The organism is Photorhabdus namnaonensis (assembly GCF_001684335.1).
GTDB classification, from domain to species: Bacteria; Pseudomonadota; Gammaproteobacteria; order Enterobacterales; family Enterobacteriaceae; genus Photorhabdus; species Photorhabdus namnaonensis.
The window spans coordinates 117,348-142,702 of the sequence record NZ_LOIC01000044.1 but is presented as its reverse complement, the minus strand read 5'-3'; the positions used below and the strand labels follow the sequence as shown (position 1 = coordinate 142,702).

Annotated in this window: 24 protein-coding genes and 1 pseudogene; 13 read left to right on the top strand and 12 right to left on the bottom strand. The window is 43.9% G+C overall.

What is annotated here, in order from left to right; genetic code table 11:
* Together Phpb_RS26705 and Phpb_RS26700 are read left to right on the top strand one after the other, a co-directional pair.
* A partial coding sequence (locus Phpb_RS26705; protein WP_240492472.1) for an RNA-guided endonuclease InsQ/TnpB family protein occupies nucleotides 1-548 on the top strand: 548 nt, incomplete at its 5' end.
* 35 nt (nucleotides 549-583) lie between these two features.
* Nucleotides 584-730 (top strand): annotated as a pseudogene (locus Phpb_RS26700) (DUF4172 domain-containing protein); the annotation flags it as partial.
* 138 nt (nucleotides 731-868) lie between these two features.
* Here Phpb_RS26700 and Phpb_RS09025 read toward each other — a convergent pair.
* From Phpb_RS09025 to Phpb_RS09010, 4 genes are all read right to left on the bottom strand, one after another.
* A complete protein-coding gene (locus tag Phpb_RS09025) occupies nucleotides 869-2,362 on the bottom strand; it encodes an aldehyde dehydrogenase family protein (protein ID WP_065390053.1) in 1,494 nt (497 codons plus the stop codon).
* Nucleotides 2,363-2,389: 27 nt separating this feature from the next.
* Entirely contained in the window at nucleotides 2,390-2,758 is a 369-nt protein-coding gene (locus tag Phpb_RS09020; protein WP_036811702.1) for a cupin domain-containing protein, read from the bottom strand.
* A 63-nt stretch (nucleotides 2,759-2,821) separates the two neighbouring features.
* Entirely contained in the window at nucleotides 2,822-4,126 is a 1,305-nt protein-coding gene (locus Phpb_RS09015; protein WP_065390052.1) for an NAD(P)/FAD-dependent oxidoreductase, read from the bottom strand.
* Nucleotides 4,127-4,234: 108 nt separating this feature from the next.
* Nucleotides 4,235-4,990, bottom strand: a complete 756-nt coding sequence (locus Phpb_RS09010; protein ID WP_065390051.1) for a response regulator transcription factor — start codon at nucleotides 4,988-4,990, stop codon at nucleotides 4,235-4,237.
* A gap of 265 nt (nucleotides 4,991-5,255) precedes the next feature.
* Between Phpb_RS09010 and uriH the strand changes: the two genes are divergently transcribed.
* Nucleotides 5,256-6,206, top strand: coding sequence for a uridine-preferring nucleoside hydrolase UriH (uriH, locus tag Phpb_RS09005; protein ID WP_065390050.1), 951 nt, complete (start codon nucleotides 5,256-5,258; stop codon nucleotides 6,204-6,206).
* 53 nt (nucleotides 6,207-6,259) lie between these two features.
* On the opposite strand, the gene Phpb_RS09000 is transcribed toward uriH, so the two are convergent.
* Nucleotides 6,260-7,249 carry a glycosyltransferase gene (locus tag Phpb_RS09000; RefSeq protein WP_065390049.1) on the bottom strand — a complete coding sequence of 330 codons (990 nt, stop codon included), beginning with the start codon at nucleotides 7,247-7,249 and terminating at the stop codon, nucleotides 6,260-6,262.
* Nucleotides 7,250-7,956: 707 nt separating this feature from the next.
* Here Phpb_RS09000 and Phpb_RS08995 point away from each other — a divergent pair.
* Nucleotides 7,957-9,153, top strand: a complete 1,197-nt coding sequence (locus Phpb_RS08995; protein WP_065390048.1) for an aspartyl protease family protein — start codon at nucleotides 7,957-7,959, stop codon at nucleotides 9,151-9,153.
* 44 nt (nucleotides 9,154-9,197) lie between these two features.
* Here Phpb_RS08995 and Phpb_RS08990 read toward each other — a convergent pair whose 3' ends face one another.
* Nucleotides 9,198-9,455, bottom strand: coding sequence for a helix-turn-helix domain-containing protein (locus Phpb_RS08990; RefSeq protein WP_072165135.1), 258 nt, complete (start codon nucleotides 9,453-9,455; stop codon nucleotides 9,198-9,200).
* A 148-nt stretch (nucleotides 9,456-9,603) separates the two neighbouring features.
* Between Phpb_RS08990 and xreR2 the strand changes: the two genes are divergently transcribed.
* Nucleotides 9,604-9,813, top strand: a complete 210-nt coding sequence (xreR2, locus tag Phpb_RS08985; RefSeq protein WP_065390047.1) for a cell morphology transcriptional regulator XreR2 — start codon at nucleotides 9,604-9,606, stop codon at nucleotides 9,811-9,813.
* Nucleotides 9,814-9,956: 143 nt separating this feature from the next.
* Here the strand turns inward: xreR2 and Phpb_RS08980 are convergent, their stop codons facing one another.
* Nucleotides 9,957-10,946, bottom strand: coding sequence for a GlxA family transcriptional regulator (locus Phpb_RS08980; RefSeq protein ID WP_065390046.1), 990 nt, complete (start codon nucleotides 10,944-10,946; stop codon nucleotides 9,957-9,959).
* Nucleotides 10,947-11,059: 113 nt separating this feature from the next.
* On the opposite strand from Phpb_RS08980, the gene Phpb_RS08975 reads away from it, so the two are divergent.
* Nucleotides 11,060-11,701 (top strand): HD domain-containing protein, encoded by a 642-nt coding sequence (locus Phpb_RS08975; RefSeq protein ID WP_065390045.1) that lies wholly within the window; start codon nucleotides 11,060-11,062, stop codon nucleotides 11,699-11,701.
* Between the two features lie 82 nt (nucleotides 11,702-11,783).
* Here the strand turns inward: Phpb_RS08975 and xreR1 are convergent, their stop codons facing one another.
* Nucleotides 11,784-12,020: a cell morphology transcriptional regulator XreR1 gene (gene xreR1 / locus Phpb_RS08970; RefSeq protein ID WP_072165137.1), complete on the bottom strand. Its 237-nt coding sequence runs from the start codon at nucleotides 12,018-12,020 to the stop codon at nucleotides 11,784-11,786.
* Between the two features lie 513 nt (nucleotides 12,021-12,533).
* On the opposite strand from xreR1, the gene Phpb_RS08965 reads away from it, so the two are divergent.
* The 7 genes from Phpb_RS08965 to Phpb_RS08935 all read left to right on the top strand — a co-directional run bounded on the left by Phpb_RS08965 (nucleotide 12,534) and on the right by Phpb_RS08935 (nucleotide 21,818).
* Complete coding sequence (locus Phpb_RS08965; protein WP_065390044.1) at nucleotides 12,534-13,262, top strand: DUF969 domain-containing protein; 729 nt, start codon at nucleotides 12,534-12,536, stop codon at nucleotides 13,260-13,262.
* Nucleotides 13,262-14,278: a DUF979 domain-containing protein gene (locus tag Phpb_RS08960; protein ID WP_065390043.1), complete on the top strand. Its 1,017-nt coding sequence runs from the start codon at nucleotides 13,262-13,264 to the stop codon at nucleotides 14,276-14,278. Before Phpb_RS08965 ends, Phpb_RS08960 begins: the two co-directional genes overlap by 1 nt.
* 64 nt (nucleotides 14,279-14,342) lie before the next feature.
* A complete protein-coding gene (locus Phpb_RS08955; protein WP_065390042.1) occupies nucleotides 14,343-15,101 on the top strand; it encodes a LamB/YcsF family protein in 759 nt (252 codons plus the stop codon).
* A 21-nt stretch (nucleotides 15,102-15,122) separates the two neighbouring features.
* Nucleotides 15,123-16,736, top strand: a complete 1,614-nt coding sequence (locus Phpb_RS08950; protein WP_065390041.1) for a 5-oxoprolinase subunit B/C family protein — start codon at nucleotides 15,123-15,125, stop codon at nucleotides 16,734-16,736.
* 14 nt (nucleotides 16,737-16,750) lie between these two features.
* On the top strand, nucleotides 16,751-18,523 hold the full coding sequence (locus tag Phpb_RS08945; protein WP_065390086.1) for an acetyl/propionyl/methylcrotonyl-CoA carboxylase subunit alpha: 1,773 nt from the start codon (nucleotides 16,751-16,753) through the stop codon (nucleotides 18,521-18,523).
* A 1,232-nt stretch (nucleotides 18,524-19,755) separates the two neighbouring features.
* Nucleotides 19,756-20,982 carry an RtcB family protein gene (locus Phpb_RS08940; RefSeq protein WP_109396589.1) on the top strand — a complete coding sequence of 409 codons (1,227 nt, stop codon included), beginning with the start codon at nucleotides 19,756-19,758 and terminating at the stop codon, nucleotides 20,980-20,982.
* Nucleotides 20,983-20,987: 5 nt separating this feature from the next.
* On the top strand, nucleotides 20,988-21,818 hold the full coding sequence (locus Phpb_RS08935) for a nucleotidyltransferase domain-containing protein (RefSeq protein WP_065390039.1): 831 nt from the start codon (nucleotides 20,988-20,990) through the stop codon (nucleotides 21,816-21,818).
* A gap of 151 nt (nucleotides 21,819-21,969) precedes the next feature.
* On the opposite strand, the gene Phpb_RS08930 is transcribed toward Phpb_RS08935, so the two are convergent.
* The 4 genes from Phpb_RS08930 to Phpb_RS08915 form a co-directional block, all read right to left on the bottom strand.
* Complete coding sequence (locus Phpb_RS08930) at nucleotides 21,970-23,136, bottom strand: glutathionylspermidine synthase family protein (protein ID WP_065390038.1); 1,167 nt, start codon at nucleotides 23,134-23,136, stop codon at nucleotides 21,970-21,972.
* 129 nt (nucleotides 23,137-23,265) lie between these two features.
* On the bottom strand, nucleotides 23,266-24,180 hold the full coding sequence (locus tag Phpb_RS08925) for a DUF1190 domain-containing protein (protein WP_065390037.1): 915 nt from the start codon (nucleotides 24,178-24,180) through the stop codon (nucleotides 23,266-23,268).
* A 12-nt stretch (nucleotides 24,181-24,192) separates the two neighbouring features.
* A complete protein-coding gene (locus Phpb_RS08920; protein ID WP_046395227.1) occupies nucleotides 24,193-24,630 on the bottom strand; it encodes a DUF350 domain-containing protein in 438 nt (145 codons plus the stop codon).
* Nucleotides 24,631-25,293, bottom strand: coding sequence for a YjfK family protein (locus tag Phpb_RS08915; protein ID WP_075489432.1), 663 nt, complete (start codon nucleotides 25,291-25,293; stop codon nucleotides 24,631-24,633).
* Between the last annotated feature and the right edge of the window lie 62 nt (nucleotides 25,294-25,355).

Sequence of the window (25,355 nt, the reverse complement as noted above, 5' to 3'; positions counted from 1 at the left end):
ATGCCAGTCGAAACTTACGGCGAAAACAAAAAGCCTTATCCCGCAAGCAAAAAGGGAGTGCCAATCGTCGTAAAGCCCGAATACAGCTGGCGGGTGTACACGAACGGGTAGCTAATGCCCGTGCTGACTTCCAACATAAACTCTCTCGAGCAATTGTTGACGAAAACCAAGCGGTAATTGTAGAGACGTTGAAATCAGTCAATATGATGAAGAACCATAATCTGGCTCGTGCTATCGGCGATGCGGGCTGGCATGGATTCATCACAAAACTGGAATACAAAGCAGCAGAAAGAGGAGTTCATCTGGTCAAACTGGATCAATGGTTCGCCAGTTCGAAAATCTGTCACTGCTGCGGTAACAAAATGACTGAAATGCCACTACACAAGCGTATCTGGCAGTGTCCAGTGTGTGGAGTTGAGCATGACCGAGATATTAATGCGGCAATCAATATCCGACACAAGGGCATATTGGAATTAAAGGCGGCGGGACTCGTCGTAACAGCTCATGGAGACCAGTGTAAATCCGTCATATCGACGGTTGCGGTCTGAGAAGTGGGAAGCCTCGCCGTTTACGGAGGGGAGCAGTCACTAGCAGCCAATATCAAAAAGTGGCGAAGGTAAGTCGTGCGACTGCAACCAGACACCTGGCACATTTGGTTGAGCTAGGCTGCTTAGAAAGTACTGGCGCGGGTGGTCGTAGCACTCGTTACCTTATTAATCACGAGTATTGAATTATAGTGGTGAGTAGTACACAACCAACCTGCTGCCCTGAGAAGCCCTCTCCTGGATAAAATGCCAGTGATGACCTTAGGTTTGACAATGGCCCCTTTCAATCAAGGGGCCTTGCTTATTTTGATCCAAATATCAAATCAATAGCGAACCATCACAGATTTCAATTCAGTATAGTGCTCAATAAAGGCGCTACCGAATTCACGACCTATACCTGAGGATTTGGTGCCGCCAAATGGTAATGCCGGATCGAGGAATGTATGCATATTGACCCAAACGGTCCCCGCTTCGATACGCGGGATCATGCGCATAGCTTTGCTGAGATCATTGGTCCACAAACTCGCCGCTAAACCAAATGGAGTGCTGTTCATCAAGCCAATCAGCTCTTCTTCATCGTTATAGCTGAGGAACGTCCCGACAGGGCCAAATGTCTCTTCCTTCATCAATGAATCTTCAGGGCTGTTAGCACGAATCACCGTCGGCGCCACAAAGAAGCCCGGCCCGGCCAGAGCATGACCACCGTAAACAATCTCACTGCCTTCCTGACGAGCTTGCTCAAACAGGGACAGGATCTTGTTATAGTGCGCTTTGTTTGCCAACGGCCCCATTTCTGTTGATTCATCCAGAGGAGAGCCAATTTTCATTGCCGCGAGTCTTTCTGACAACAATTTCAGCACGTCATCCATATGGCTTGCAGGAATATAAAAACGTTCCGCTGCCGCACAAATCTGCCCTTGATTGAGATAACCGGCTTCCAGAATACCATCGACAATTTTTTCAACAGGCATGTCCGCTAAAAACGCCGCGCCGTTCTTGCCACCCAATTCCAACGTGGCGCGAGTCAATCCCTGTTCCATTGCTGATTTACCAACAGCAATACCCGTTGGTACCGATCCGGTGAAAGTCACTTTGGCACATAACGGATGACCTATCAGTGCAGGCCCAAGCACCGAACCTGAACCATTAATCACATTAATGACACCATCAGGAATACCCGCTTCCTTGGCTAATTCAGCCACTCTGAGCATGGTCAACGGGGTGTATTCACTGGGTTTCAATACAATGGTACAGCCACACGTCAGTGCAGCCGCTATTTTCCAGATGGCAACCATGATGGAAAAATTCCACGGAATAATCCCTACCACAACACCGACCGGCTCACGACGGGTAAACGCCGTGTATTGCTCACCTTTAAAAGAGGGCAAAGAGACATTCAGGGTTTCACCGCTGATCTTACTTGACCATCCGGCAAAATAACGCAGGAATTGAGCGGAGGAATCAATTTCCAGCATACGGGATAACTGGATAGTTTTACCGGAGCAAAGGGATTCTAACTGCGCCAACTCTTCCCGATGCGCCAATAATAGATCTGCCAGACGATTCAGGCAGTGACCGCGCTCCATCGGCGAAGTTTGGGCCCACACTCCATGAAATGCCGCCTGTGCCGCTTGCATAGCGGCATTGACTTCCACTTCACCGCCTTGATTAACCGTTGCAATAACTTCATCAGTCGCAGGGTTTATGACAGAAAGTGTTTCACTCCCCTGAACGCTGACTGGCTGACCATTAATATAATGTCCATGATTATGCTGCAAAAAGGCCGTAACTGACTGTAATAAGTTAATATCACTCATTTTTTACCTCTAACAAACAAGTGTTTTTTAACCTTTAATACAAGACAGATAATGCTTCACAAAACGGTCAGCGGTGATTTCCCACAGTACTTCCGTTCCTTTCGGCGCAAACCAGGAATCCCCCGGATGATATTCAACGGTTTCCCCGCTCTTCACATCGGTCAATTTTACCGAACCTTCTGTTACAGTTGCGTGCTCATCAAACGGATACACCATACTGAACTTGCCACGAGTACAAGCGAAAATACCACACGTCAGGTTATCCGTTGGTTCACCAAATATCATTGCCATACTGGCCTGCGGATCGCCTTCCAACACAGTCGCTCCCAGATTGCTTACGCTACCAATGTCCAATAATTCAGGCAGGGATTTGTTCAGTAAAAATGATTTAATCATAATGTCCTCGTTCCAAATAAAATAATTTATGAATTTTCGATTAATACTAATGATATCAATAAATTAACGACGTCCTTTCCAATACCCAGACGCTTGATGCCAAATCTTGCCCGCAGACACCATTAAATGTCGTAACTTATCTTTACCAATAATATTTACATGAGGAATTGAACTCATCAGGTCATAACGCTCAGATCCTTCGCTCATTCCTTCGGCCAATACTTTACAAACGATATGGCTTGGCGTGACCCCGAAACCGGAATAACCCTGCACATAGAACACATTATTGTGCTGCGGCAGAGAACCAATCTGTGGGAACAAATTCGCACTGCAACACAACGGTCCTCCCCATGCCAATTCAACCTTCACATCTTTTAGATAAGGGAAAACTTTCAGCATCAAGTGACGATTCCAAGCTTTCAAATCAGATGGGATATGTTCAATGAAAGGGGTTGCACTACCGAATAAGAGGCGGTTTTCCTTCGTCACACGGAAGTAATCAATAACCGGACGAATATCACTGTATGCACCACGAATCGGACTGATTTTCTCAATCAAATCATCGGGTAATGCCTCCGTCATTAACTGGAAGGCATAAGTGTTGACCACCTTTTTATAAATATATGGCTCCAGGCCACTATTAAGAAAGGCGTTACAGGCCCACAACATTTTATTGGCGCGAACTGATCCCATCGCGGTACGAACCGTTACTCTGGAACCATATTCAATATCCAGTACCTCGCTGTTCTCAAAGATTTTTACGCCCAAATCTGTCGCGGCTTTCGCCTCACCTAGCAATAGGTTTAGGGAGTGAACATGACCGCCTCCCATATGCTTCAACGCACAAGTATAAACATCAGAACCGATCACCTTGTTCACATCAGGACCGGTGTAAAGCTCAATATCTTCATCAGGAGAGATCGCCTGAAAATCTTTCAGCCAGCTATGTAATGTCTTTTCCTGTCTCTTATTCATGCCAAGATAGCTATAACCACGGCAGAGATCAGCATCGATATTATATTTAGCAATACGATCACGGATGATGCCTGCACCCAAATTGCTGATCTGAAAGATCGTTTCCAGCCCTTTCTCACCAATATGGCGTTTGATCACTGCCAGATCATGACCGATACCCGCCATAACCTGACCACCATTACGACCTGTACTGCCATAGCCAAGATAACGACTTTCCAAGATTGCAATATTGGTGATCCCTTTCTCAGCCAATTCAAGGGCAGTATTGATACCGGAAAATCCACCACCGATAATGACGACATCCACATCCAGATCTTCTTGTAATGTGGGAAAACGAAGATCATATTTCTTAGTCGCAGCGTAATAAGTTAATGAATCAAGATGATTGTTCATGCGATAGCCCGATTAGCATCCAACATAATCACCGGATTATCTGTAGCGCAGCGTCACATCACCATGTCCCTTTAGGGATATTTGCAACACAGTTTTAACATTTGTGACTCAGGCAAAATAACGGACGGGAGGTGTCATAAATAGGCTAAAAAGCTCTGCTTGTGATCTGATTTGTAGTTTTTGATAAATATTTTTCCGATGGTTTTTCACCGTCCCCGTACTGATAAAAAGTTTCTCGGCAATCTGTGGTGAGCCTTTACCTTGCAATATTAACTCCACAATCTCACATTCTCTCGGAGTCAAAGCATAACGAGTCTGAGTATCCAGATAAACCATTTCAGCAGCAGGCGCTTGCTGCGTCATTTCATAATGTAATCGCGCCACACTGCGGATAATTTCCAATGCAACTTTCAGGTTTTTCCGATGCTGTTTCTGGATGAAAAATGGCTGATTTTCCTTACCGAAAAACAGGCCAAGTTGCCTTTGAGGAGAGAGTTTCAATAACACCCCTGTTTCATCCTGCCAACCGGTCTTACGATAAAAATTCAAATAATAATCAGTATGATAAAATCCTGAAGGAGCAAGTTCCCGTAAGGTAAATAGATCAGTGTCAACCCCACTTATCAGGGCTTGATAGAAAGGGTCTTGCAGATAAGCGCCTTGTTGATAAATCTGATTTATTACATCACTGTTTTTCTTCTCGGTTTTACTTAAACAACGCGGAGGAGAACCTTGTTCAAAGGCATAAACAATAGCGTTATCAAAAGTAATAAATTGTTCCAGCCAGGTCAGTAAATTAGGATAAAATTCACTGGTCGCCACCGATTCAATCACTGCTGATAATCTATCTACATGAATATCCATTCAAGCCCTCGCAATTATTCATAAATTAATAATAAATCCGAAGCAGATATAGCCCGCCAATTCCATAGCGAAACTATATAAAAATCACACTCAAACTGGATGCACAACTTAATTATTGTTTATGTGTTAATCAAATCACAATTATGAAACATTTTACTAATTATTTATGAGAACACTCCCCCAGATCTAAGATTTTGTCACGGAATAGACGTTTTAACTGGATTATCCTCATTTTTTATATCACTTTCTCTGGCAAGGAGTAAAAATGAGCACCAAAAAAATTATTCTTGATTGCGATCCGGGACATGATGACGCCATTGCGATGTTATTGGCACATGGCAACCCTAATATTGAGCTATTAGCCGTCACAACAGTTGTCGGCAATCAGACATTGGATAAAGTCACGCAAAATGCGCTGGCGATAGCGCATATTGCCGGTATTACCGGCGTGCCCTTTGCCGCAGGCTGTCATCGCCCATTAGTTCGCGATATCGAAACCGCATCGGATATTCACGGCGAATCGGGTCTGGGGGGTGTGAAGTTACCTAAACACTCTCGAACGCTAGATCCCCGTCACGCGACTGATCTGATCATTGATACCATCATGTCTCATCCGCCAAAAACGGTGACTTTGGTCCCCGTTGGCAGCTTAACCAATATTGCTCTTGCCGTCCGTAAAGCACCGAAGATCGTTGAACGGGTAAAGGAAGTGGTATTAATGGGCGGTGGATATCACACCGCCAATAGAAGCGCGGTTGCGGAATTCAACATCAAAATCGATCCAGAAGCGGCGCATATTGTTTTCAATGAAAAATGGCCGCTGACAATGGTCGGCCTGGATCTAACACACCAAGCACGGGCCACACCAGAAATCACCAAAGCAATTTCACGTATTAATACCAAAGTGTCTCAATTTGTCGTAGAGCTACTGGAGTACTATGGTGAAAGTTATCAGAAGAAACACGGTTTCAACAGCCCACCAATACATGATCCTTGCGCCGTCGCCTATGTGATCGACCCGACCGTAATGACAACGCAAAAGGTACCCGTCGATATTGAACTGAATGGCACCTTAACTGTGGGAATGACAGTGGCGGATTTCCGTTATCCAATACCAAAAGATTGCCATACCCAAGTTGCCGTCAAACTCGATCAACAGCGATTCTGGCAATTGGTTATCGATGCGTTGAAAAATATCGGTGATACCTGCGATTAAGATGGAAAATAACCCCAGGTAGGGAACGATTATTAAAGCCGTTGCTTTCAATATTAAACGGCTTTTAACACCGCCCTAAGTCGCGGATATCGACGAGCCAAACGCCAACGCAATCTAAACCCACGAGCATTTTTCCAGATCATTGACCAAATACCGCGCTCAAATAATTCATGAACGATTTGTTGTTTTATCGTAGAGGATTCTATCCCATTGATGGTATGCAAAATCCCTAGCCCCTCTTTCGCAATCTGCCAATGACACGCCGGCGCCTGCTTAACTTGCTGCGGATAACGCTGATTGATCTTATTCAGCATCTCCAAAATTTTCATATAGTGATGTGCTGTTCTCACCTTAATATGATCATCAGCAGGGGCATGGGATACCGAAGAAGCATGGATCAGATAATCATAAAAAGATTCATCAATATATTGCACCCGATTTGCCGTTAACAAGAGTTCTGTCGTCCACGGAATATCCTGATGATGCAACCCCGGTTCAAACTGATAATGATGTTTTGTCAGAAAAGCTCGTTTATAGATATTTAGCCAAGTTACATGCAGGAATTTGCGTGAGCTCAGTGCTTGTTGCAACCATTCTGGCCCACTCAGAACCGCGGTAGAAGAGAGACGCTCAGAAGGAAAAATCTTTCGGGCTGGCCGACCATCATCATAAACATAATGACCGTTGCAAGTAGCAATATCCAAATCATTATTCTGAGCAATCTCTAACAACCGGTTATACATCCCCGGATAAATAACATCATCAATATCAGGGAAAGCCACATAATCACCACTGGCCTTTGCTAACCCCGTATTACGGGCAACAGAAACCCCTTGATTCCTTTGAGTGATAATTTCTGTCTTCGGGAATTTCTCGGCATATTGCTCAATAACCTGGCGACTATTATCCGTTGAACCATCATCAACCAAAATTAATTCAAAATCAGTTAGCTTTTGCCAAAATAAATTGATAAAAAATTGCGGTAAAAACCGCGCCCCATTATAAATAGGTACGACAATGCTGAGTTTTAGTGATATAGACATAAAATCAATATATTCCTTTATTGCAAAAGTGTTGTTTTTTATATTGACATCAGCTAGATATTTATCAGAAAAATAATTTACACAGATAAAGATAAATCTAATAAATATTTATTGCCTTTATATTACAACTAAAAATAAAATAATAATGATTTATAGTGATTTTTATTTTAAATCATTATCATTGATATACACCATATAATCAAATACATCCATACCCTATGGATTTCAAGATGCATCGCGACGGCAAGGGAGCGAATCCCCGGGAGCATAGCAAACTATGTGACCGGGGTGAGTGAACGTAGCCAACAAAGAGGCAACTTGAAAGACGACGGATATAGATAATTTATATTTTAATGCTACATCCATTACCAATTAATTATTATATAAATATCGTCATTAATAACTTTTACCGTTCAACGTTATCAACAGCCGACATTTTCACCAATATTACTGCTGAAACTAATAATAGTTCAACCGCAGTTAAACAATTACTCACTATATTTCACATCAACTAATGTAATGATGTTATTGTTTATCTTTGGTTTTAGTAGAAAGCAGATAATAATACTTGCAATGAAGCTGAGCTGTACTGGTAACGCATACTATCCTAGGTCATACGCAGCATTTTATTGCTTCCAGTGAATTATGTTGGGTTTTACCGGCCCCCAGACTTTCATCTTCCACTCCCTAAAAAGGAATCTAATATTATGAAAAAACAGGAAAAAATAGCCTCACGGACAATTATTACCGCCAGCTTGCTGACACTGATAACGGGCTGTAGCCATATGGAAAAGATCCATATGCCAGAAGAAAATAAACCCGTCCTTTCCACTAAGCTGGATATCCATCAGCCAACATCGATCATTGTTCCTGTCACTATCTCCGGTAAAAAATATCAATTCTTGCTCGATACTGGCGCCAGTTATACCTTCATCGATAATAAGCTGGCAAAAACGCTGACACAAACCACACCAGAATCAAAAATACCGGTTACATTCCACCGTATGCTGTCCGACGGATTGGTTACAACCAGTGAAAAACGCTTACACAAAGCTGACCTAGCATTATGGCAACCCCTAGCGATTACCCTCGGTAATCATACGGTGCCTGGCTCTGATCCCTGGATTGGCATTGACATGAGTCTCTTTAATCAGTCCATTGGTCAGGAACTGGATGGTATTCTCGGAATCGACACTTTTCGTCAGTTAAACTGGGAAATAAATAACCTGAACCACACATTGACAATATGGCGCCATGCCCCTTCAATCTTAAATTATCAACAATGTGAACCTTACAGTGATAGCTATGGCAAATCTCCCGCAATCCAGATTTCTAATGTCGTTTTTAATATAGATACCGGGGCCGATTACAGCTATGTTTCTCAAGAATTTATTGAATATCTGAAAAAAGAGCACAAAGATAAAATTTCTGAAGGAACCCGTGTCAAATATGCGTCCGCTGGTGGACTTGATAGTAGTAAAGAGTATCTCATTGATGGCTTTTATTTACAGCAATTACCGGTAGGTCGTCTGAGAATTGGCGAAAATAAAAATGATCTCTACAATCTTGGTATGAGTTTCTTCTCACGTTTTGATGATTATCTGTTTATTCCAAATAAAATGCTGCTCTGTTTTAACGCCAAAAACTTTACCCGTTATGGCAGTCCATTACTTCGCACGATTGCAATCCGTTATTTTAATAACAAAGTAGAGATATTTTACAACGATCCCAAAGAGATTGAACAATTTGGATTAAAGAACGGCGATATTGTACTAGAAGTTAATGGTCAACCCGCCCTTCCTAAGGATATCACCTATCTTCGCAATCAGTTGTCAGAAACACCATCAGGTAAATTGACAATAAAAATTGAACGAAATAACATCCAGAAAATTATTACCATTTAATAAAGCCATTTATTGAGGGAGATATAGGTTCTCCTTCAATAAACTTATTCAAACGGGCAGAAGGGATTTGTGGAATCCTCCCTGCTGAAATCAAACAGATCTGTCAGCTCAATCTGTAAACCATTCGCAATAATATTGATGATTTCAAGGGTAGGATTCCTAACCCCACGCTCAATACCACTGATATACGTCCGGTCAATTCCACACTTATCGGCAAAAGCTTCCTGAGACATGCCAGACGATTGCCTGAAATACCTAACTCTTTGTCCAAAAAGGGATTTTACAGCATTTGGCTTTTTCATCCGATAAGTATCGAATTATGTTACTTATCAGACCACGGACTATGAGTCACTTTTTATGGTAAGTTATGTTATCATATGTGACTTATAGTCTACTATGTAACGATTTACCTTTTCATATCAAAGTTATCCGTAACACGGAGGATTAATAATGAAAAATCAGGACTGGCACCCAGCAGACATTATCGCCGAGCTGAAAAAACGGGGAACATCATTAGCAGCCGTTTCAAGGGAAGCAGGGTTAGCATCATCTACCCTTGCTAATACCCTGCAACGCCGCTGGCCCAAAGGTCAACAGCTTATTGCCGCGGCTTTAGATTGCGATCCCGCTGAAATATGGCCTTCGAGGTACACAAGGTAAGTGGCTGTAGATAAAAGTGGAGCAGTTTATCAATAAGATAAGCTGCTCCTATCTACTTTATACCATTCGGTAAGAATAATGATTACTTGTAGCTGCTTGTATTTATCTTTTCCTATTCGCTATCCATTTCCCATATCTGGTTTTCAGTTTTTTCCATTTGTGCCAATCTGCTGCGTCTGTATGAATATTTTTCTGTAAACAGAAGGGGTCATGCCCGTATTTTTAACAAAGGCCCTGCGCATCACATCGCTGCTTCTGTATCCACAAGCTCCCGGTATTGCCTTGAGCGGGAGCCTGCTTTCCTCAAGCAACATCCGCGCTTTCTCGATACGTGCATTCTCCAGCCATACTCCTGCCTTCATGTTGAGTTCCTGGCGGAACAGACGTCCCAGATGCCTGATGCTCAGGTTCATATGTGTAGCCATGTCCTGTAAACCCCTTATGTCTTGTAGGTTTGCCTGCGCCCAACGTTGCAAATCCTGAAAAGCGGCTCTCCCGGATAGGGATAACTGACTCCTGCGGATAAAGTGCCCCTGACAGGCTGGTCGCCTGAAAAACATGACGAGACTTGCCGCCACCTCCATCGCGATCTCGCGGCCCAGATCCTCTTCAACCAATCGGAGCGCCAGATCCAGCCCGGATGTCACCCCCGCAGCCGTTCTCAGGGAACCATCAGCCACATAGAGCATGTCCGGTTCAACTGTGATTTCGGGAAAACGCATCGCGAGCAATTCGGCACACTCCCAGTGGGTTGTCACCCGACGCTGCTTCAACAATCCGGTCTGCGCCAACAACAGAGCACCGGTACAGACGGAGCCGTAACGTTGACTACGATGGCACATTTCGATGATTGCCGAGCGCTCCTGTTCTGAAAGGGTATGGTTATGCGCATTCGGTGCGCCAGCCACAAGAAACGTGTCTGCCGAGTGGCTGGTTGTATGGCTCAAAATCACATCGGCCACCAGCTTAACGCCTGACGAAGAGGTGATGATGTCTGAACCGGTCGACATCACGCTCAGGGAATAGACCTGCCGGTGCAATATGCGGTTCGCCTCAGCGAACACGTCTAAAGGGCCTGAAACATCGAGCAACTGAACATCAGGCACAGCCAATATGGTGATGTTGTGAATCATTACTTTGCAGAAGTCTTATTTAATCTTAGTGTCCTGAATCATCGTTATAAGTTAATTCAGGACGGGCGTCATGTGTTTTATGCTTACCTCACTTAATCAACCGGAGACAGCATATGAGTTTTTCAGTTAATGGAGTGAGTATTCCTGATACCCAGATAACCCGTGACGCAACCACGTTCATCCGCGATACGGAATCTGATCTGCTTTTTCATCATTCGAGTCGGGTTTACTATTGGGGGGCGCTCGCTGGCCAGCGTCTTGGGCTTAGTGTGGACCATGAATTGCTCTATGTCGGATGTATGTTCCATGACATTGGCCTGACACATGAGCATTGCAGTTGTGACAAACGATTCGAGGTTGACGGCGCGAATGCGGCGAAACATTTCCTACAAGGATACGGCATCGCTCAGGCTGATATTGATAAAGTCTGGACGGCGATTGCCTTGCATACCACACCGGGCATTCCAGAGTTTATGGCGCCCGAAATTGCACTCGTCACCGCTGGCGTAGAAATGGACGTGTTGGGCATCAATTACGAAGCGTTCAGCGACAGTGAGCGCATTGCTGTTGTACAGCAACATCCGCGCACTGACGGCTTCAAGGAAGATATCATTCAAGCTTTTTATGACGGCATCAAGGATAGGTCCCAGACAATGTTTGGTAGCTTTAATGTGGATGTCATACAGGATAAAAAGCCCGGACTTGTTCCCCTTAATTATTGCGACGTGATCCGCAATTCCCGCTGGAAAGGCTGAGTATCCTGCTGTGGCAACTGAAGGATAACCTGCCAAAGCGCAGGTTATTCGTTTTGAGGCTACAGAAGCAGAGAAGATCTGCCTAACCCTTTTTCTCCACGTCAAAATCAAACAGATCTTTCAATTCGATCTGTAAACCACTCGCTATAACATTGATGACTTCAAGCGTGGGATTCCTGACGCCACGTTCAATGCCACTGATATAAGTACGATCAAGCCCACATTTATCGGCAAAAGCTTCCTGAGACATACCAGACGCCATTCTGATATATCTAACTCTTTGTCCAAAAAGGGATTTTATAGTATTAGGTTTTTTCATTCGATAAGTATCGAACTATGTTACTTATCAAACCACGGACTATAAGTCACGTTTTCTTGTAACTCGTGTTACTAATATGACTTACAGCAAAAATACGATGAATTATGTTTTAATAACCAAGAGATCTGTCATTGAGAGAATTAAAAAGTTCAACATCATGGCACAAAAGGCATATATAGCTTCTCTTATCATTCACTTCCTTGATCCCTATAGACACTACCGCCTTTGTCTGGCTGGATAAGCGCCAAACAAACATAACGTTACAAATTAAAAATATGAAAAAATTTTAAACATATTAATTAAGTTTATTTATTTTATCAATAAATTTGCCAATCTGGCCGCAAATATTATCTTTCTTAACTTTTATTTAACTTGAAAGATAACGGGTATAAATGCAAATTATCCAACGATGGTACGCATATTGCTTGGATATCAATTTATCTACCACACAGGAATTCAACCTATGACCACACAGCAAGCAACCGCGATTTTTTTCCACCGAGGTGACACAACATGCAACAGATTGTGAATCTATGGCCGTTGATTGGCATCGCGGTTATTGTCGTGGGCTTTTTACTTAGGTTTAACCCGGTATTGGTGGTGATTGTCGCAGGGATAATTACCGGGTTGGCAGCGCATATGCCGATCACAACGATTCTGGAAAAGCTAGGTTCCGGCTTCCTTAATACCCGAAATTTGCCGCTAATTTTGCTGTTGCCGCTGGCAACTATCGGCCTTTTAGAGCGGCACGGTTTAAAAGAACAAGCTCAAACCTGGATTAGCAATATTAAAACTGCAACCGCCGGACGGTTGTTGATCATTTATCTGTTCATTCGTGAAGTAACCGCTGCGCTAGGGCTGACCAGCTTAGGAGGACACCCGCAAATGGTGCGTCCCCTGCTGGCGCCAATGGTAGAAGGGGCTACGGAAAACCGTCATCATGATCTGCCTGACGATGTACGTTATCGCCTGCGGGCCATGTCAGCAGCAACCGACAACGTTGGGCTGTTCTTCGGTGAGGATATCTTCGTCGCCTTTGGCGCAATCATCTTTATGCATAACTTTATGCTAGAGTCTGGAGGCATCCAAACAGAGCCGCTACATATCGCTATGTGGGGAATCCCTACCGCCATCTGTGCTTTCCTGATCCACGCTTTCCGCTTGTCTCGTCTTGACCGCCAGATCGCTACCAAACTGGCAACGTTGAATGGTATGGACAAAAATCGAAGTAAGGTGGAGTAATGTTTCAGCAACAATATCTTTATTGGCTGGCAGGCGTGATCCTGTTGGCCGTAGCAATAATGTCCTGGCGCGATCACGCCAACCCTCGCCGCCTGACCACCAGCCTGTTCTGGGCGTTATATGGCATCGTATTTTTGGTAGGCGACTGGACTTACCGCTTAATAGCACTATGGGCAGGCAACGAAGCCGAGGCCCAAAAAATGTTGCATATCAGTGTGGGGCTGATCGTTGTATTGATGGCGCTGACGGCGGGTTTTGGCGGTGTGCGATTGGGTAGCTACCATCAACGCACACCTCAGCAACGGCAGGAAAGCGCTTCCCGTTTGGGTAATCGTCTATTTCTTCCCGCACTAGCAATCCCTATCGTCACGGTGATCGGCGTATTACTGTTCAACCACATCCCTGGGTTACAACAAGCACTGTTCGGTACCGGCAATCATGCCACGCTGGTAACGCTGTTTTCTATGACAATAGGCTGCTTAGTCGGATATGGCATTGCACTGAAAATGACGCGTGAAAATGTAACTCAATCAACCCAAGAGGCGCGTCGCTTACTGGATTCCATCGGCTGGGCGTTTATCCTGCCGCAGATATTGGCTACGCTAGGACTATTATTCACCGTCGCAGGTGTCGGTACCGCAATTTCTCACCTGACAGAAAATTATCTGGCGGTGGATAACCGATTTATCGCGGTGGCGACATACATACTCGGCATGGCGCTATTGACGATGATAATGGGCAACGCTTTCGCCGCGTTCCCGATTGTTACCGCCGGGATCGGCATTCCCATTCTGGTACTGCAACATGGCGGTAATCCGGCAGTCATGGCCGCCATCGGCATGTTCTCGGGCTATTGCGGTACACTGATGACCCCAATGGCTGCAAACTTCAATATCGTTCCTGCCGCACTACTGGAATTACCAAACCGTAACGCGGTCATTAAAGCACAAATTCCCACTGGAATAGCGCTACTGATTGCCAACGTTTTTCTACTCTATTTTTTGATGTTTTTGTAAGGAAATATCCCTATGAAAACCGTTCTGATTACCACTTTTGAACCTTCTTATTGAGGTTATCACGATGAAATTTATTGATTTAAACAGTGATCTTGGCGAAAGCTTTGGTCAATGGAAAATGGGCGACGATAACGCCATGCTGAGTATTGTCACCAGCGCCAATGTAGCGTGTGGATTTCATGCTGGTGATCCTGCCGGGATACTTCAAACCTTAAAATCCGCCCACAAAAATCAGGTAGTGATCGGCGCTCATGTATCTTATCCAGATCTTGTCGGATTTGGTCGCCGTAATATGGATATCTCCAGTAATGAACTGATCGCGGATGTTATTTACCAGATTGGCGCGTTGAAAGGTCTGGCTGCGGCGGCAGGAACCACTGTAAGTTATGTCAAACCGCACGGCGCACTGTACAACACCATTGCCCATGATGAATACCAAGCCCTTGCTGTTATTACGGCGATTCGTGAAGTGGATGACAATTTAGCGCTGGTTGGATTAGCCGGCTCAAAAATATTGGATTTAGCGAGGGAAAACGGTTTGCGTACCATTGCGGAAGCCTTTGCTGACAGAGCTTACACTCCACAAGGCACGTTAGTTTCCCGCCGGGAAAAAGGGTCTGTGCTTCATGACGCTAATGTCGTTGCCCGACGTATGTTGCAATTAGTGACCGAAGGGGGAGTTGAAGCCATTGATGGCCGTTTTACCCGTATTCAAGCAGATTCCATCTGTGTTCATGGCGACAGTCCAGACGCGGTAGCAATGGCACGTCAGGTGAAACTCACCCTGCAACAAGCCGGGATCACCGTACGCTCCTTTATTTAAATGCCCAGGAGTACCTACCTAGTGCGTTTTTTACCTGTCAATTTGGATGCCATTATTGTCGAGCTTCACGATCTGAATGAAACGCTGGCGTTATTTGATTCACTTAACGCCCTCCCCATTCCAGGAGTAGAAGAAATTATTCCAGCGGCCAGAACACTGTTGATTCGATTTCGTCCCAATGCGGTTTCCACAGTTAAACTTGTCAAAGAAATCAATGGTCGCAACCTGAATACACTGAATAGGGCAACCGGGAAACTCGTTGAAATTCCGGTGCATTACAATGGTGATGATCTGGTTGAAGTGGCAGAAATTCTCGGCATCACCATACCGGAAGTTATTAAGCGACATACAGAAAGTGAGTACACCGTTGCTTTTACCGGATTTGCTCCCGGATTTGCCTATTTAGTCGCAGATTCAGACTGTTTACATGTTCCTCGCCGAATGACGCCAAGAGCGCGCATTCCTGCGGGATCAGTCGGGTTGGCAGGAGAATTCAGTGGGATATACCCTCAAGCCAGTCCGGGAGGATGGCAAATTATCGGTATCACGCCAGAGCGCATGTGGGATCTCTCGCGTTCTCCCTCTTCCCTGCTGCAACCCGGCTCCCGAGTACGTTTCAGAGATCAAGGCAAAGGCGCAGCAATCTCTATCACTAAACCCGAACCCCCTGTTGTGTCCATAGAGGACATTCTATCTTCGCAGGTTGATAAACACGCCTCGCTAGAAATCCTAACCACTGGAATACAAACACTTTTTCAGGATTTAGGGCGTTCAGGACAGGCTAGTTTAGGGATTTCCACTGCCGGGGCGCTGGATAAAACAGCGCTGAGAAGCGCCAACCGGATCGTCGGTAACCCTTCGGATAATGCATGTCTGGAAATTGTACAAGGAGGATTAAGCTTTATCTCTCATGGCAATGTCATCATCGCTGTCACAGGCGCTGACTGCCCGATCACTGTTCAAACAACATCTGGTCGAAAATTTCAGGTTGATAGCTATCAGCCTGTTGATCTCAGTGAAGGCGATAAAGTGACTCTAGGAACACCCAAAGCGGGAATGCGTTCTTATTTGGCAGTACGTGGCGGCTTTGCCAAGCAACCGATTCTTTCCAGCCTCTCTTACGATACGTTGGCACACATTGGTCCTATGCCAATCGCTATAGGCGATACTTTGGATATTCTGACTCTCACACAGGGTTCCGCTGTATCAATGGATGAAAGCCCGGCTTTCAATATGCCCGCCACTGACGATATCGTTACACTGGACATTATTCTAGGGCCGCGTACCGACTGGTTCACCACAGAAGCGCTATCCCTGCTAAAAAGCCAGCTTTGGCAGGTTACACCACAATCTAACCGAGTCGGTATTCGCCTGTATGGCGACACACCATTATCGCGCCTTAACTATAAAGAGTTACCGAGTGAAGGAACGACCACTGGCGCAATTCAGGTTCCCGCCAGTGGTCAACCGGTTCTGTTTTTAGCAGATCATCCTTTGACCGGCGGCTACCCAGTCATTGGTTCCGTTGCCAGCTATCATCTCGATCTTGCGGGGCAAATTCCTGTCAATGCCCGTATCCGTTTCAACCCAATCACTGAATTTCACGAAATAAAAGAGAGTGATTGCCGCTCATGAGTACCGCAATGACCATGAATATTAAAAACCATCCCATGAAAAAAGTTTTGATTGCTAACCGCGGCGAAATCGCCGTCCGTATCATCCGTGCCTGCCGGGATTATGGTTTACAATCTATCGCTGTCTACGCTGATTCGGACATCAATGCACAACATGTACAACTGGCTGATGAGGCTTATAGTTTAGGTGGAAACAGCCCCGCTGATACCTATCTTAATATTCCCCTGTTATTAGATATTGCGAAACGTTCAGGTGCCGACATGGTACATCCCGGATACGGATTTCTGGCTGAACGGGCGGAATTTGCCCGTGCGGTTATTAATGCAGGATTAATCTGGGTTGGCCCTGAACCAGAAACCATTGATATTCTGGGTGACAAAGTTAAAGCACGCAAAATTGCTCAACAAGTAGGCGCACCACAGGTTTCAGGTACAGAAGAACCGGTGAAAAACGCGGAGGAAGCTCTGGCGTTTGCCGAACAATATGGCTTGCCAATTGCGATTAAAGCAGCGTATGGCGGTGGTGGACGTGGCATGAAAGTGGCGTGGCGGCTTGATGAAGTCACCGAACTCTACAATTCGGCTGTTCGTGAAGCAACCGCGGCCTTTGGGCGTGGAGAATGTTTCATTGAACAGTTTCTGGATAAACCTCGCCATATTGAAGCGCAAATTCTGGCTGATAAACATGGCAATGTGGTGGTGCTTGGTACACGTGATTGCTCACTGCAACGACGTAACCAAAAATTGGTGGAAGAAGCGCCGGCCCCATTTTTGACCGAACATCAGCGCCAGCGTATTCATCAAGCGGCACAAGATATTTGCACCGCCGCTTGTTATATCGGAGCCGGAACAGTGGAATTTCTACTCAGTGTAGACGGCACGATCTCTTTTCTGGAAGTCAATACTCGCTTGCAGGTCGAACATCCGGTCACCGAAGAAACCACAGGGATCGACATTGTGGTAGAACAATTTCGGATTGCCGAAGGTAAACCTTTATCATTGACCTCAACACCGATCCCTTTAGGCCATTCTTTTGAGTTTCGCATTAACGCAGAGGATGCGGGTAAAGGATTTTTGCCGACGCCCGGCACTGTGGCGATCTTTTCTCCCCCTTCCGGCCCAGGCATCAGATTGGATTCTGGTGTCGCGGCAGGTTCCACCGTTCCTGACACCTTTGATTCGCTGATGGCTAAACTGATTGTCACCGGAGCGACCCGCCAACAAGCTATTGCCCGTGCACGACGTGCATTACAGGAGTTCAGCATTGAAGGTGTTGCATCAGTATTGCCTTTTCATCGAGCAGTAATGGAGCATCCTGATTTTATTTCCGATGATACATTTAACGTCCACACACGTTGGATCGAAACTGACTTTATCAATGATATAAAAATATCTCCGCGTCAGGAAAACCATTACCCAGAAAAGATAACGCGTACTTTTATTGAAATTAATGGCCGTCGGCATGAACTAGGACTACCCGCCGAATTATTAAAAGGGCTTTCATTGCTTGATTCTGGGCAAAATTCCATCACTGAGAGCAAAGGTAGTGAAGCTGAGGGGACAATAACAGCACCAAATCCCGTCTCAGCGCCAATATCCGGCGTTTTACAATGCTGGTGTGTGCAGGAAGGTGATGAAGTTAAACAAGGTGATGTCATTGCTGTCATGGAAGCAATGAAAATGGAAACGCAACTTACCGCACATCGTTCTGGGAAAATCGTTATCTACGCAGAAGAAGGCGGTTATCAACAGGCAGGAAATGTACTGGCAAGTATTAACGATGATTAACGCCAAATTATCACAATTAATTGGCTCATTTGACACATAAATTCACATTGCCCAATACAACATAAATTGTGCGGATAATTTCCGCACAACTTTAATGAAGAGATTAAATTTAAAATGCAAGAAATATCGTGAAAAAGAAGATAATCACCCCCTTTATGAATAGGAAAAAATAACTATTAAGGGCAGTTTTTTAATCATTTCGTTAAGATTGACAATAAGACAAATAAGTCATCACACAATTTAACAACTGTTTACTTGTTGTACTCCGAAAATTATTAACAAAACTATTTTTTATCCGAAAGAAATATTTACCAAATATTTTCAATATCATGATTTTCAATTTAAAATTGAGAGGCGATTAAAACCAATAATAAACAAAAAAAATATAAAACAAAATAAAGGATAAAAAATTGTAATTTACCAATAATTATAAATTGATAACAGCCATATATATTTATCTAGTTAATGAAAAACAGCATGATAATTTTCAATTATTTTTATATATATTTAAATAATAAGAAACCATTAACTCATTACAAATTAACGGTTATAAATAGTGTAGAGGTTTATTTTCTACACTTGACAACATCAATAAAAACACAAAATAAAAATACAATAAAAACAAGTATTTATAATTATTTTGTCATATCAACAAGATATAAATCAAACTCAACAAGAATAAATCAATAAAAATGTCATAACCTATATACTACACATATTGATATTTTCAAGAAATATATTAAATTCAGACCATTATTTTATTCCAACCATAGCAATATTATTTCATCAAAATATAATGTTACTCATTTAATAATTTTCATATCCATATGATAATTATGCGCATATATGCATCTATCTGAATAGTATATAAACTTACTATTACAACAACATCATAATATTAAATAATTTAATTGTTTTACATTTACTTTACAATTATCAACGCAATTTAAAACTATAATAAGTTCCATATATATTTTTACAAACATATTTTTATATAGATTAACATCACAATTTCAACATTACTCAACAAAACAACAACTCAAATAATTGCAATTACCATTAAACAGAATACTATATTAATAGTGGAATAAAATTTTTATTTACAATATTTCCCTAATGGTCCCAAAGAAGATCAAGATAAAAAACAAATTCAGCAGCATTGATTAAAAAGGAAAAATATTCGTTACTTTAAATTATAATAATAGTGACGGCTAAGTAACCAGGAGAATAATGTGATAACAAACGATTACGAGTTGATGACCGCACCAAACAGCGCACCAGTGAAAATGTGGACTCATGGTGTACCGGTAGAAACGGAAGCGCGTGAACAACTGTTGAATATAGCAAAAATGCCTTTCATATTCAGCCATTTAGCCGTTATGCCTGATGTACATCTTGGTAAAGGTTCAACCATCGGCAGTGTCATTCCAACTCGTGGGGCGATTATTCCCGCCGCGGTGGGCGTAGATATCGGCTGTGGCATGATGGCAGTACGTACCTCATTGAATGCCAAAGATTTACCGGACAACCTATATGCTATCCGTCATGCTATTGAAATTGCCGTACCACACGGACGCACGGCAAACCACAGCGGTAAGGATAAAGGCGCCTGGCAGCAACCGCCAAAAACCGTCGATCGCCATTGGAGCGTGTTGCAGACCGGATTTAAACGGTTAACCGATAAATATCCACAATTACTGAAAACTAACAACCATCAGCATTTAGGGACACTAGGCACCGGTAATCATTTCATTGAGCTGTGTCTGGATGAATCTGACCGGGTATGGGTAATGCTGCATAGTGGATCACGCGGAGTAGGAAATGCCATTGGTAATTTATTCATCACTCTCGCCCAACAGGACATGAAACAGCATATCGCTAACCTGCCCGACCGTAACCTTGCCTATTTTGAGGAAGGCAGCCGTCACTTTGCCGACTACATGGAAGCGGTCGGTTGGGCGCAAAACTTCGCCCGCCATAATCGCGAAGTCATGATGAAGCATACATTGGCAGCACTGGCGACGATAATAACAGAGCCGTTCACTGCCATAATGGAAGCAGTAAATTGTCACCACAATTATGTACAACAGGAGCAACACTTCGGCCAAAACGTGTTAGTCACACGTAAAGGTGCGGTCGCAGCACACCAAGGCGTCATGGGCATCATTCCTGGCTCAATGGGTGCGAAAAGCTTTATCGTACGTGGTCTGGGAAATGAACAGAGTTTTTGTTCATGCAGTCACGGCGCTGGCCGAGTATTAAGCCGCACAGCAGCGAAAAAACGCTTCACAATAGAGGATCAGAAGCGTGCCACGGCACACGTGGAATGCCGCAAGGACAGCGACGTCATCGATGAAATTCCGATGGCCTACAAAGACATTGAGGCCGTAATGGCCGCTCAGTCTTCACTAGTAGAAATCGTTCACACCCTGCGTCAAGTGGTTTGCGTAAAAGGATAATCAAGATGAAAGAAAAATTTGGTATCAGTGACATCATGAAGCAACACATATGCCAAAAACTGGCGCAACTTGAGACAGAGCTGCAAATACGAATACTCTACGCCTGTGAATCAGGTAGCCGCGGTTGGGGATTTGCCTCAACAAACAGTGATTACGATGTACGTTTTATTTATGTACATGCGCCATCATGGTACTTACGCGTCGATCCCTCTCGGGATGTCATTGAACTCCCGATCAGCGACGAACTTGATATCTGTGGTTGGGAACTGCGTAAAACTTTAGGGCTGCTGAAACGAGCCAACCCAACACTGATGGAGTGGGCAGACTCACCGGTAATTTACTACGAAGACGTGGAGTTTATGGCTGCACTACGTGCCCTATTACCAGACTATTTCTCCAACAACAGAGCGCGATATCACTATCTGTCAATGGCAAAGAAAAACTTTCGTAGTTACCTACAAGGCGAGAAAATTCGGTTGAAAAAATACCTTTATGTACTACGTCCATTGCTGGCGGTACGTTGGATCGAAGCTGGTAAAGGTGTGCCACCGATGCGCTTCGACACCTTGCTAGCCGGAACTGTTACAGACGCGGCGCTGATGCGAGAGATACAGACTCTACTTGCCATCAAACGTAACGCTGACGAAACGGAGTATAGTCCACGTTTTAAACGCATTCATAACTTTATCTGCCGCGAATTGGATGATTCAGTTACCCGCTGCGAACTCAAAGACAAAAAACATCTCCCAGATACCGAATTGGATCTACTTCTGATGCACACAGTACTTCACAATAATCATAAAGAAGAAGGAGAATACCTGTTAAAAAATGGATGAAAAAATCATACATATATGACATTTCAGCGATAAAGCTGGATGTTTCCAAAAAGCCAGAAAGCAGGGTCTTCCACCCTGCTCCAGAAATAAACAGATCAATTCTCTATTTTAGGCTGGAAAATTTATGTAGAAAAAAATAGTTATATAATCATTAACCTAAAATAATATGAGGCACAAATCGTGACGTATCCTTCGTGATCCTGCCAATATCTTCCCTGACCGATAAACCAGCAGGCGTGTCATTAACGAGCCAACTACCGATAAGAACGTGGCTATCGCCAATCTTTGGCAATGGGGTATATTGCTGCACAATGTAACCCTCCTCACCGTAAGGCCCATCTACTTCTTCAACCACCTTGCCATCTTTATGAATACTAATATTTGCTCCCTCACGGCTGAATATCGGCTTCATAACGTAGTGAGTTAAGCGCTTGGCTTGCGGATCATCGGCAAAATAAGCCTCAAGCAGATTTGGGTGTCCTGGAAACATCTCCCAAAGCAATGGCAAAATTGACTTATTCGAGGTGATGCATTTCCACATTGGCTCAAACCAGTTAACACCCGCCGTAACCAAGTGTTGAGCGTATTCCTCACGAAACATGAACTCCCACGGGTACAACTTGAATATAGAATCTATAATCTTATTATTACTATCTGTAAACTTACCACACTCGCTGAGTCCAATATCTTCAATATAGACAAACTCGACATGAATACCGGCATCTTTGGCGCAATCAGCCAAGTAATCAACCGAACCTTTGTCTTCTTCCGTGCCCTTACAACAGGCAAAATGAAGCGTGTTGAATGGCAAAAAAGGTTTCAGTTCACAGAAGCGATTAACAAGCAACTCCTGTAGTAAGTTGAACTGATCAGCAACATGAGGCAATTCACCACGGTTAACCTTATCTTCCAACCACAACCAACTAAAAAAACCATGTTCATAGATAGAGGTCGGCGTATCTGAGTTAATTTCCAATAACTTCGCCGGGTTTTTACCATCATAAGCAAAATCAAGACGACTATAGAGACTTGGATCTCTGCGTTTCCAAGATGCGCGAACCAGTGACCACATCGCTTCTGGAATTTGGAATCTAGCCATCAACTCATCGCTGTTAACCACTTGCTCTACTGCTTGCAGGCTCAACCGGTGGATTTCCGCTGTCGGAGCTTCAATATGTTCTTCAATCTGCTTGAGAGTAAACTGGTAGTAACGGTCTTCCGTCCAGTACGGTTCATTATCGATTGTATGGAAACCAAACCCAAATTCTTTTGCTCGCACTTTCCAATCATAACGAGGCGTAGTTGGGATCTGAAGCATGACATTAACCCTTTGATAATGCTTATTTGAATCTTGGAAAAAATCATCGCACAAACGCTTAATTCAGCAATCATGCCTCGATGCAAGACACTGATAACAAAAAGCCTGCGAATAAAATGTCAGCGCCGGTTAACCACCCCAACTGTATTTAGCGGAAGATGTTGAACCGAAACCACCAGAAGACTTGGTAGTAACGATTGGCTTGCTATCATAACCGCCAGAATAACGGGAATCGCTGCTTTTAAACCTCTGTTCCTTTTCACGTATCAAGCGTTCTCGATACATTCTCTCCCTGTGTTTACGTTCTGAATAATCACCGATTTCATCAACGATCCCAGATGCGATATAAGAAGTTGATCGGGGGCTCAGTACAGGATTTATACCTGTAACTACATTTCCAGAATTTACATACAAAGCGCCATGTGTATTCGTTCCAACCTGAGAAACTTCTTTCTCAATTGGCAAGCGAACCGTTTCCAGCGGCTGCAAATAATGTCGGCTCATTTCGTACTGGATATTGCCAAGATCGGAATAAGTGCTAATGATCTTGCCATCAGCGAAAAAAAGCTTACCGTACAGGTCGCTATAGCCTGATGTTGAAGTAAATAGCGGCTGGTAAAACACGTTGCGATACTTTTCAGCCATATCATATCGGCTAAACTGTTCCGGCTTCACCTCCGCCATCATAAAGGCGGCCATCTTCGGTCGATAACCTACAGCCCCCGGCATTGCTTCACATTCACCATACTCAAGTTCACACATGGCTTTCTTACGAAACTTCTGCGACGTACGTTCCGCTTCACGTAATGCCGCTTGATATGTGGTTTCACACTGAGCCGCGATCGTATTCTTTGGATTATTCTGACAAGACGCCAGGTCCTTATAGACATTGATTGACAGTTCATCCGCCGATTGACCACAACCCACGAGTGAACCCATACTAAGCACCAATGACGTGAATGAGAACCCACGCCAATATTTACGTTTACTCTCAATGTTAATGGCAGTGCTGCGCATTCTGCGCTTTTTGTTCCCGTTCGTCATACGATCCCCAAATCAGTAAGTCATGCAAGCTGCGTTTAAAAGACCAACAGAAACTGACACTGCCGCCAACACAACCGCAGCAGGGATCTCATTATTCTCAATGCGAGATACAATCTTTGGCATCATAAATATGCGAACCATAAAGAAGCCAACAATCTGAGCCAACAGCGCAACAACACTCCACATCACGAAATCAATAACTCCCACAGAGTTGCTTGCCGCACTTGCAATGGCGATGCTGTAACCGATCAGCGCGCCACCAAGCGATATCGCCGCGGCGCTGTTCTTCTCTTCCTTGATAAGTTTCCACTCATCATGCGGAGTAATTATTGTGTAGATAAACTTGAAAACGATGAAAAAAACCAGCGCCAACCCAAAACACAAGCCAAAATTGCCTACACCATGCATAAATTGAGAAAAAGCCTGTTCTTCATTTTCCAATGTGATCATTTATGCCACCACTTTAAAATCAGTTTGGTTAAGTTGAATACCGGTGCTCAATACCATCAATCTATCCAAGTTACTCCCTACCACTTTTTCTTCTCCCACAACTTGAAGCTCTTCTGTTCGGTTATGAGCAACCTGACGCGAATACACCATCACAAACTGATCAGTTTCAGTTATACGCCCCTCCTTAGTGTAAGTTTTCTCGGTAACAGCCACAGGCTTAACATTGTCCCACAACTGAGAGAACTGAGTGCCATCGAGATCATATTCCCCATTTGGCGTGACGATACCGTTTTTAATGAGAGCATCCCATTGAACTTGCGAATCTATCGGTTTAGTTTCGTAAAAATACCACAGACTCACTTCCTTCACGCCATCATCCCCTTCCCCTTCTTGAAGCACTTGAAGATAACCTTCGTCATCGGTGTAATAACGAACCAAACGCACGTTATCACCTAAGTCGACAACACCAACGGAACATATAAGCTGAGTTGAAGCCGCATTTTCGATCGTTAGGTCAGATTCAATCAGTTTTAGCATCAACGGGTCTATCTCAAATACACCACCGATACGCAAACCTAATACTTCCGGCACCTTTGGCACCACAGGCGCAACTGTCTTGCCCCCGAATGCGCTCTTAAACGCATCTGCGATTTTGGAAAGCATAGAAACATCTCTTGATAAGAAGATCCCACTTTAAAAAGCAGGATCTTGATTTAACAACTGAG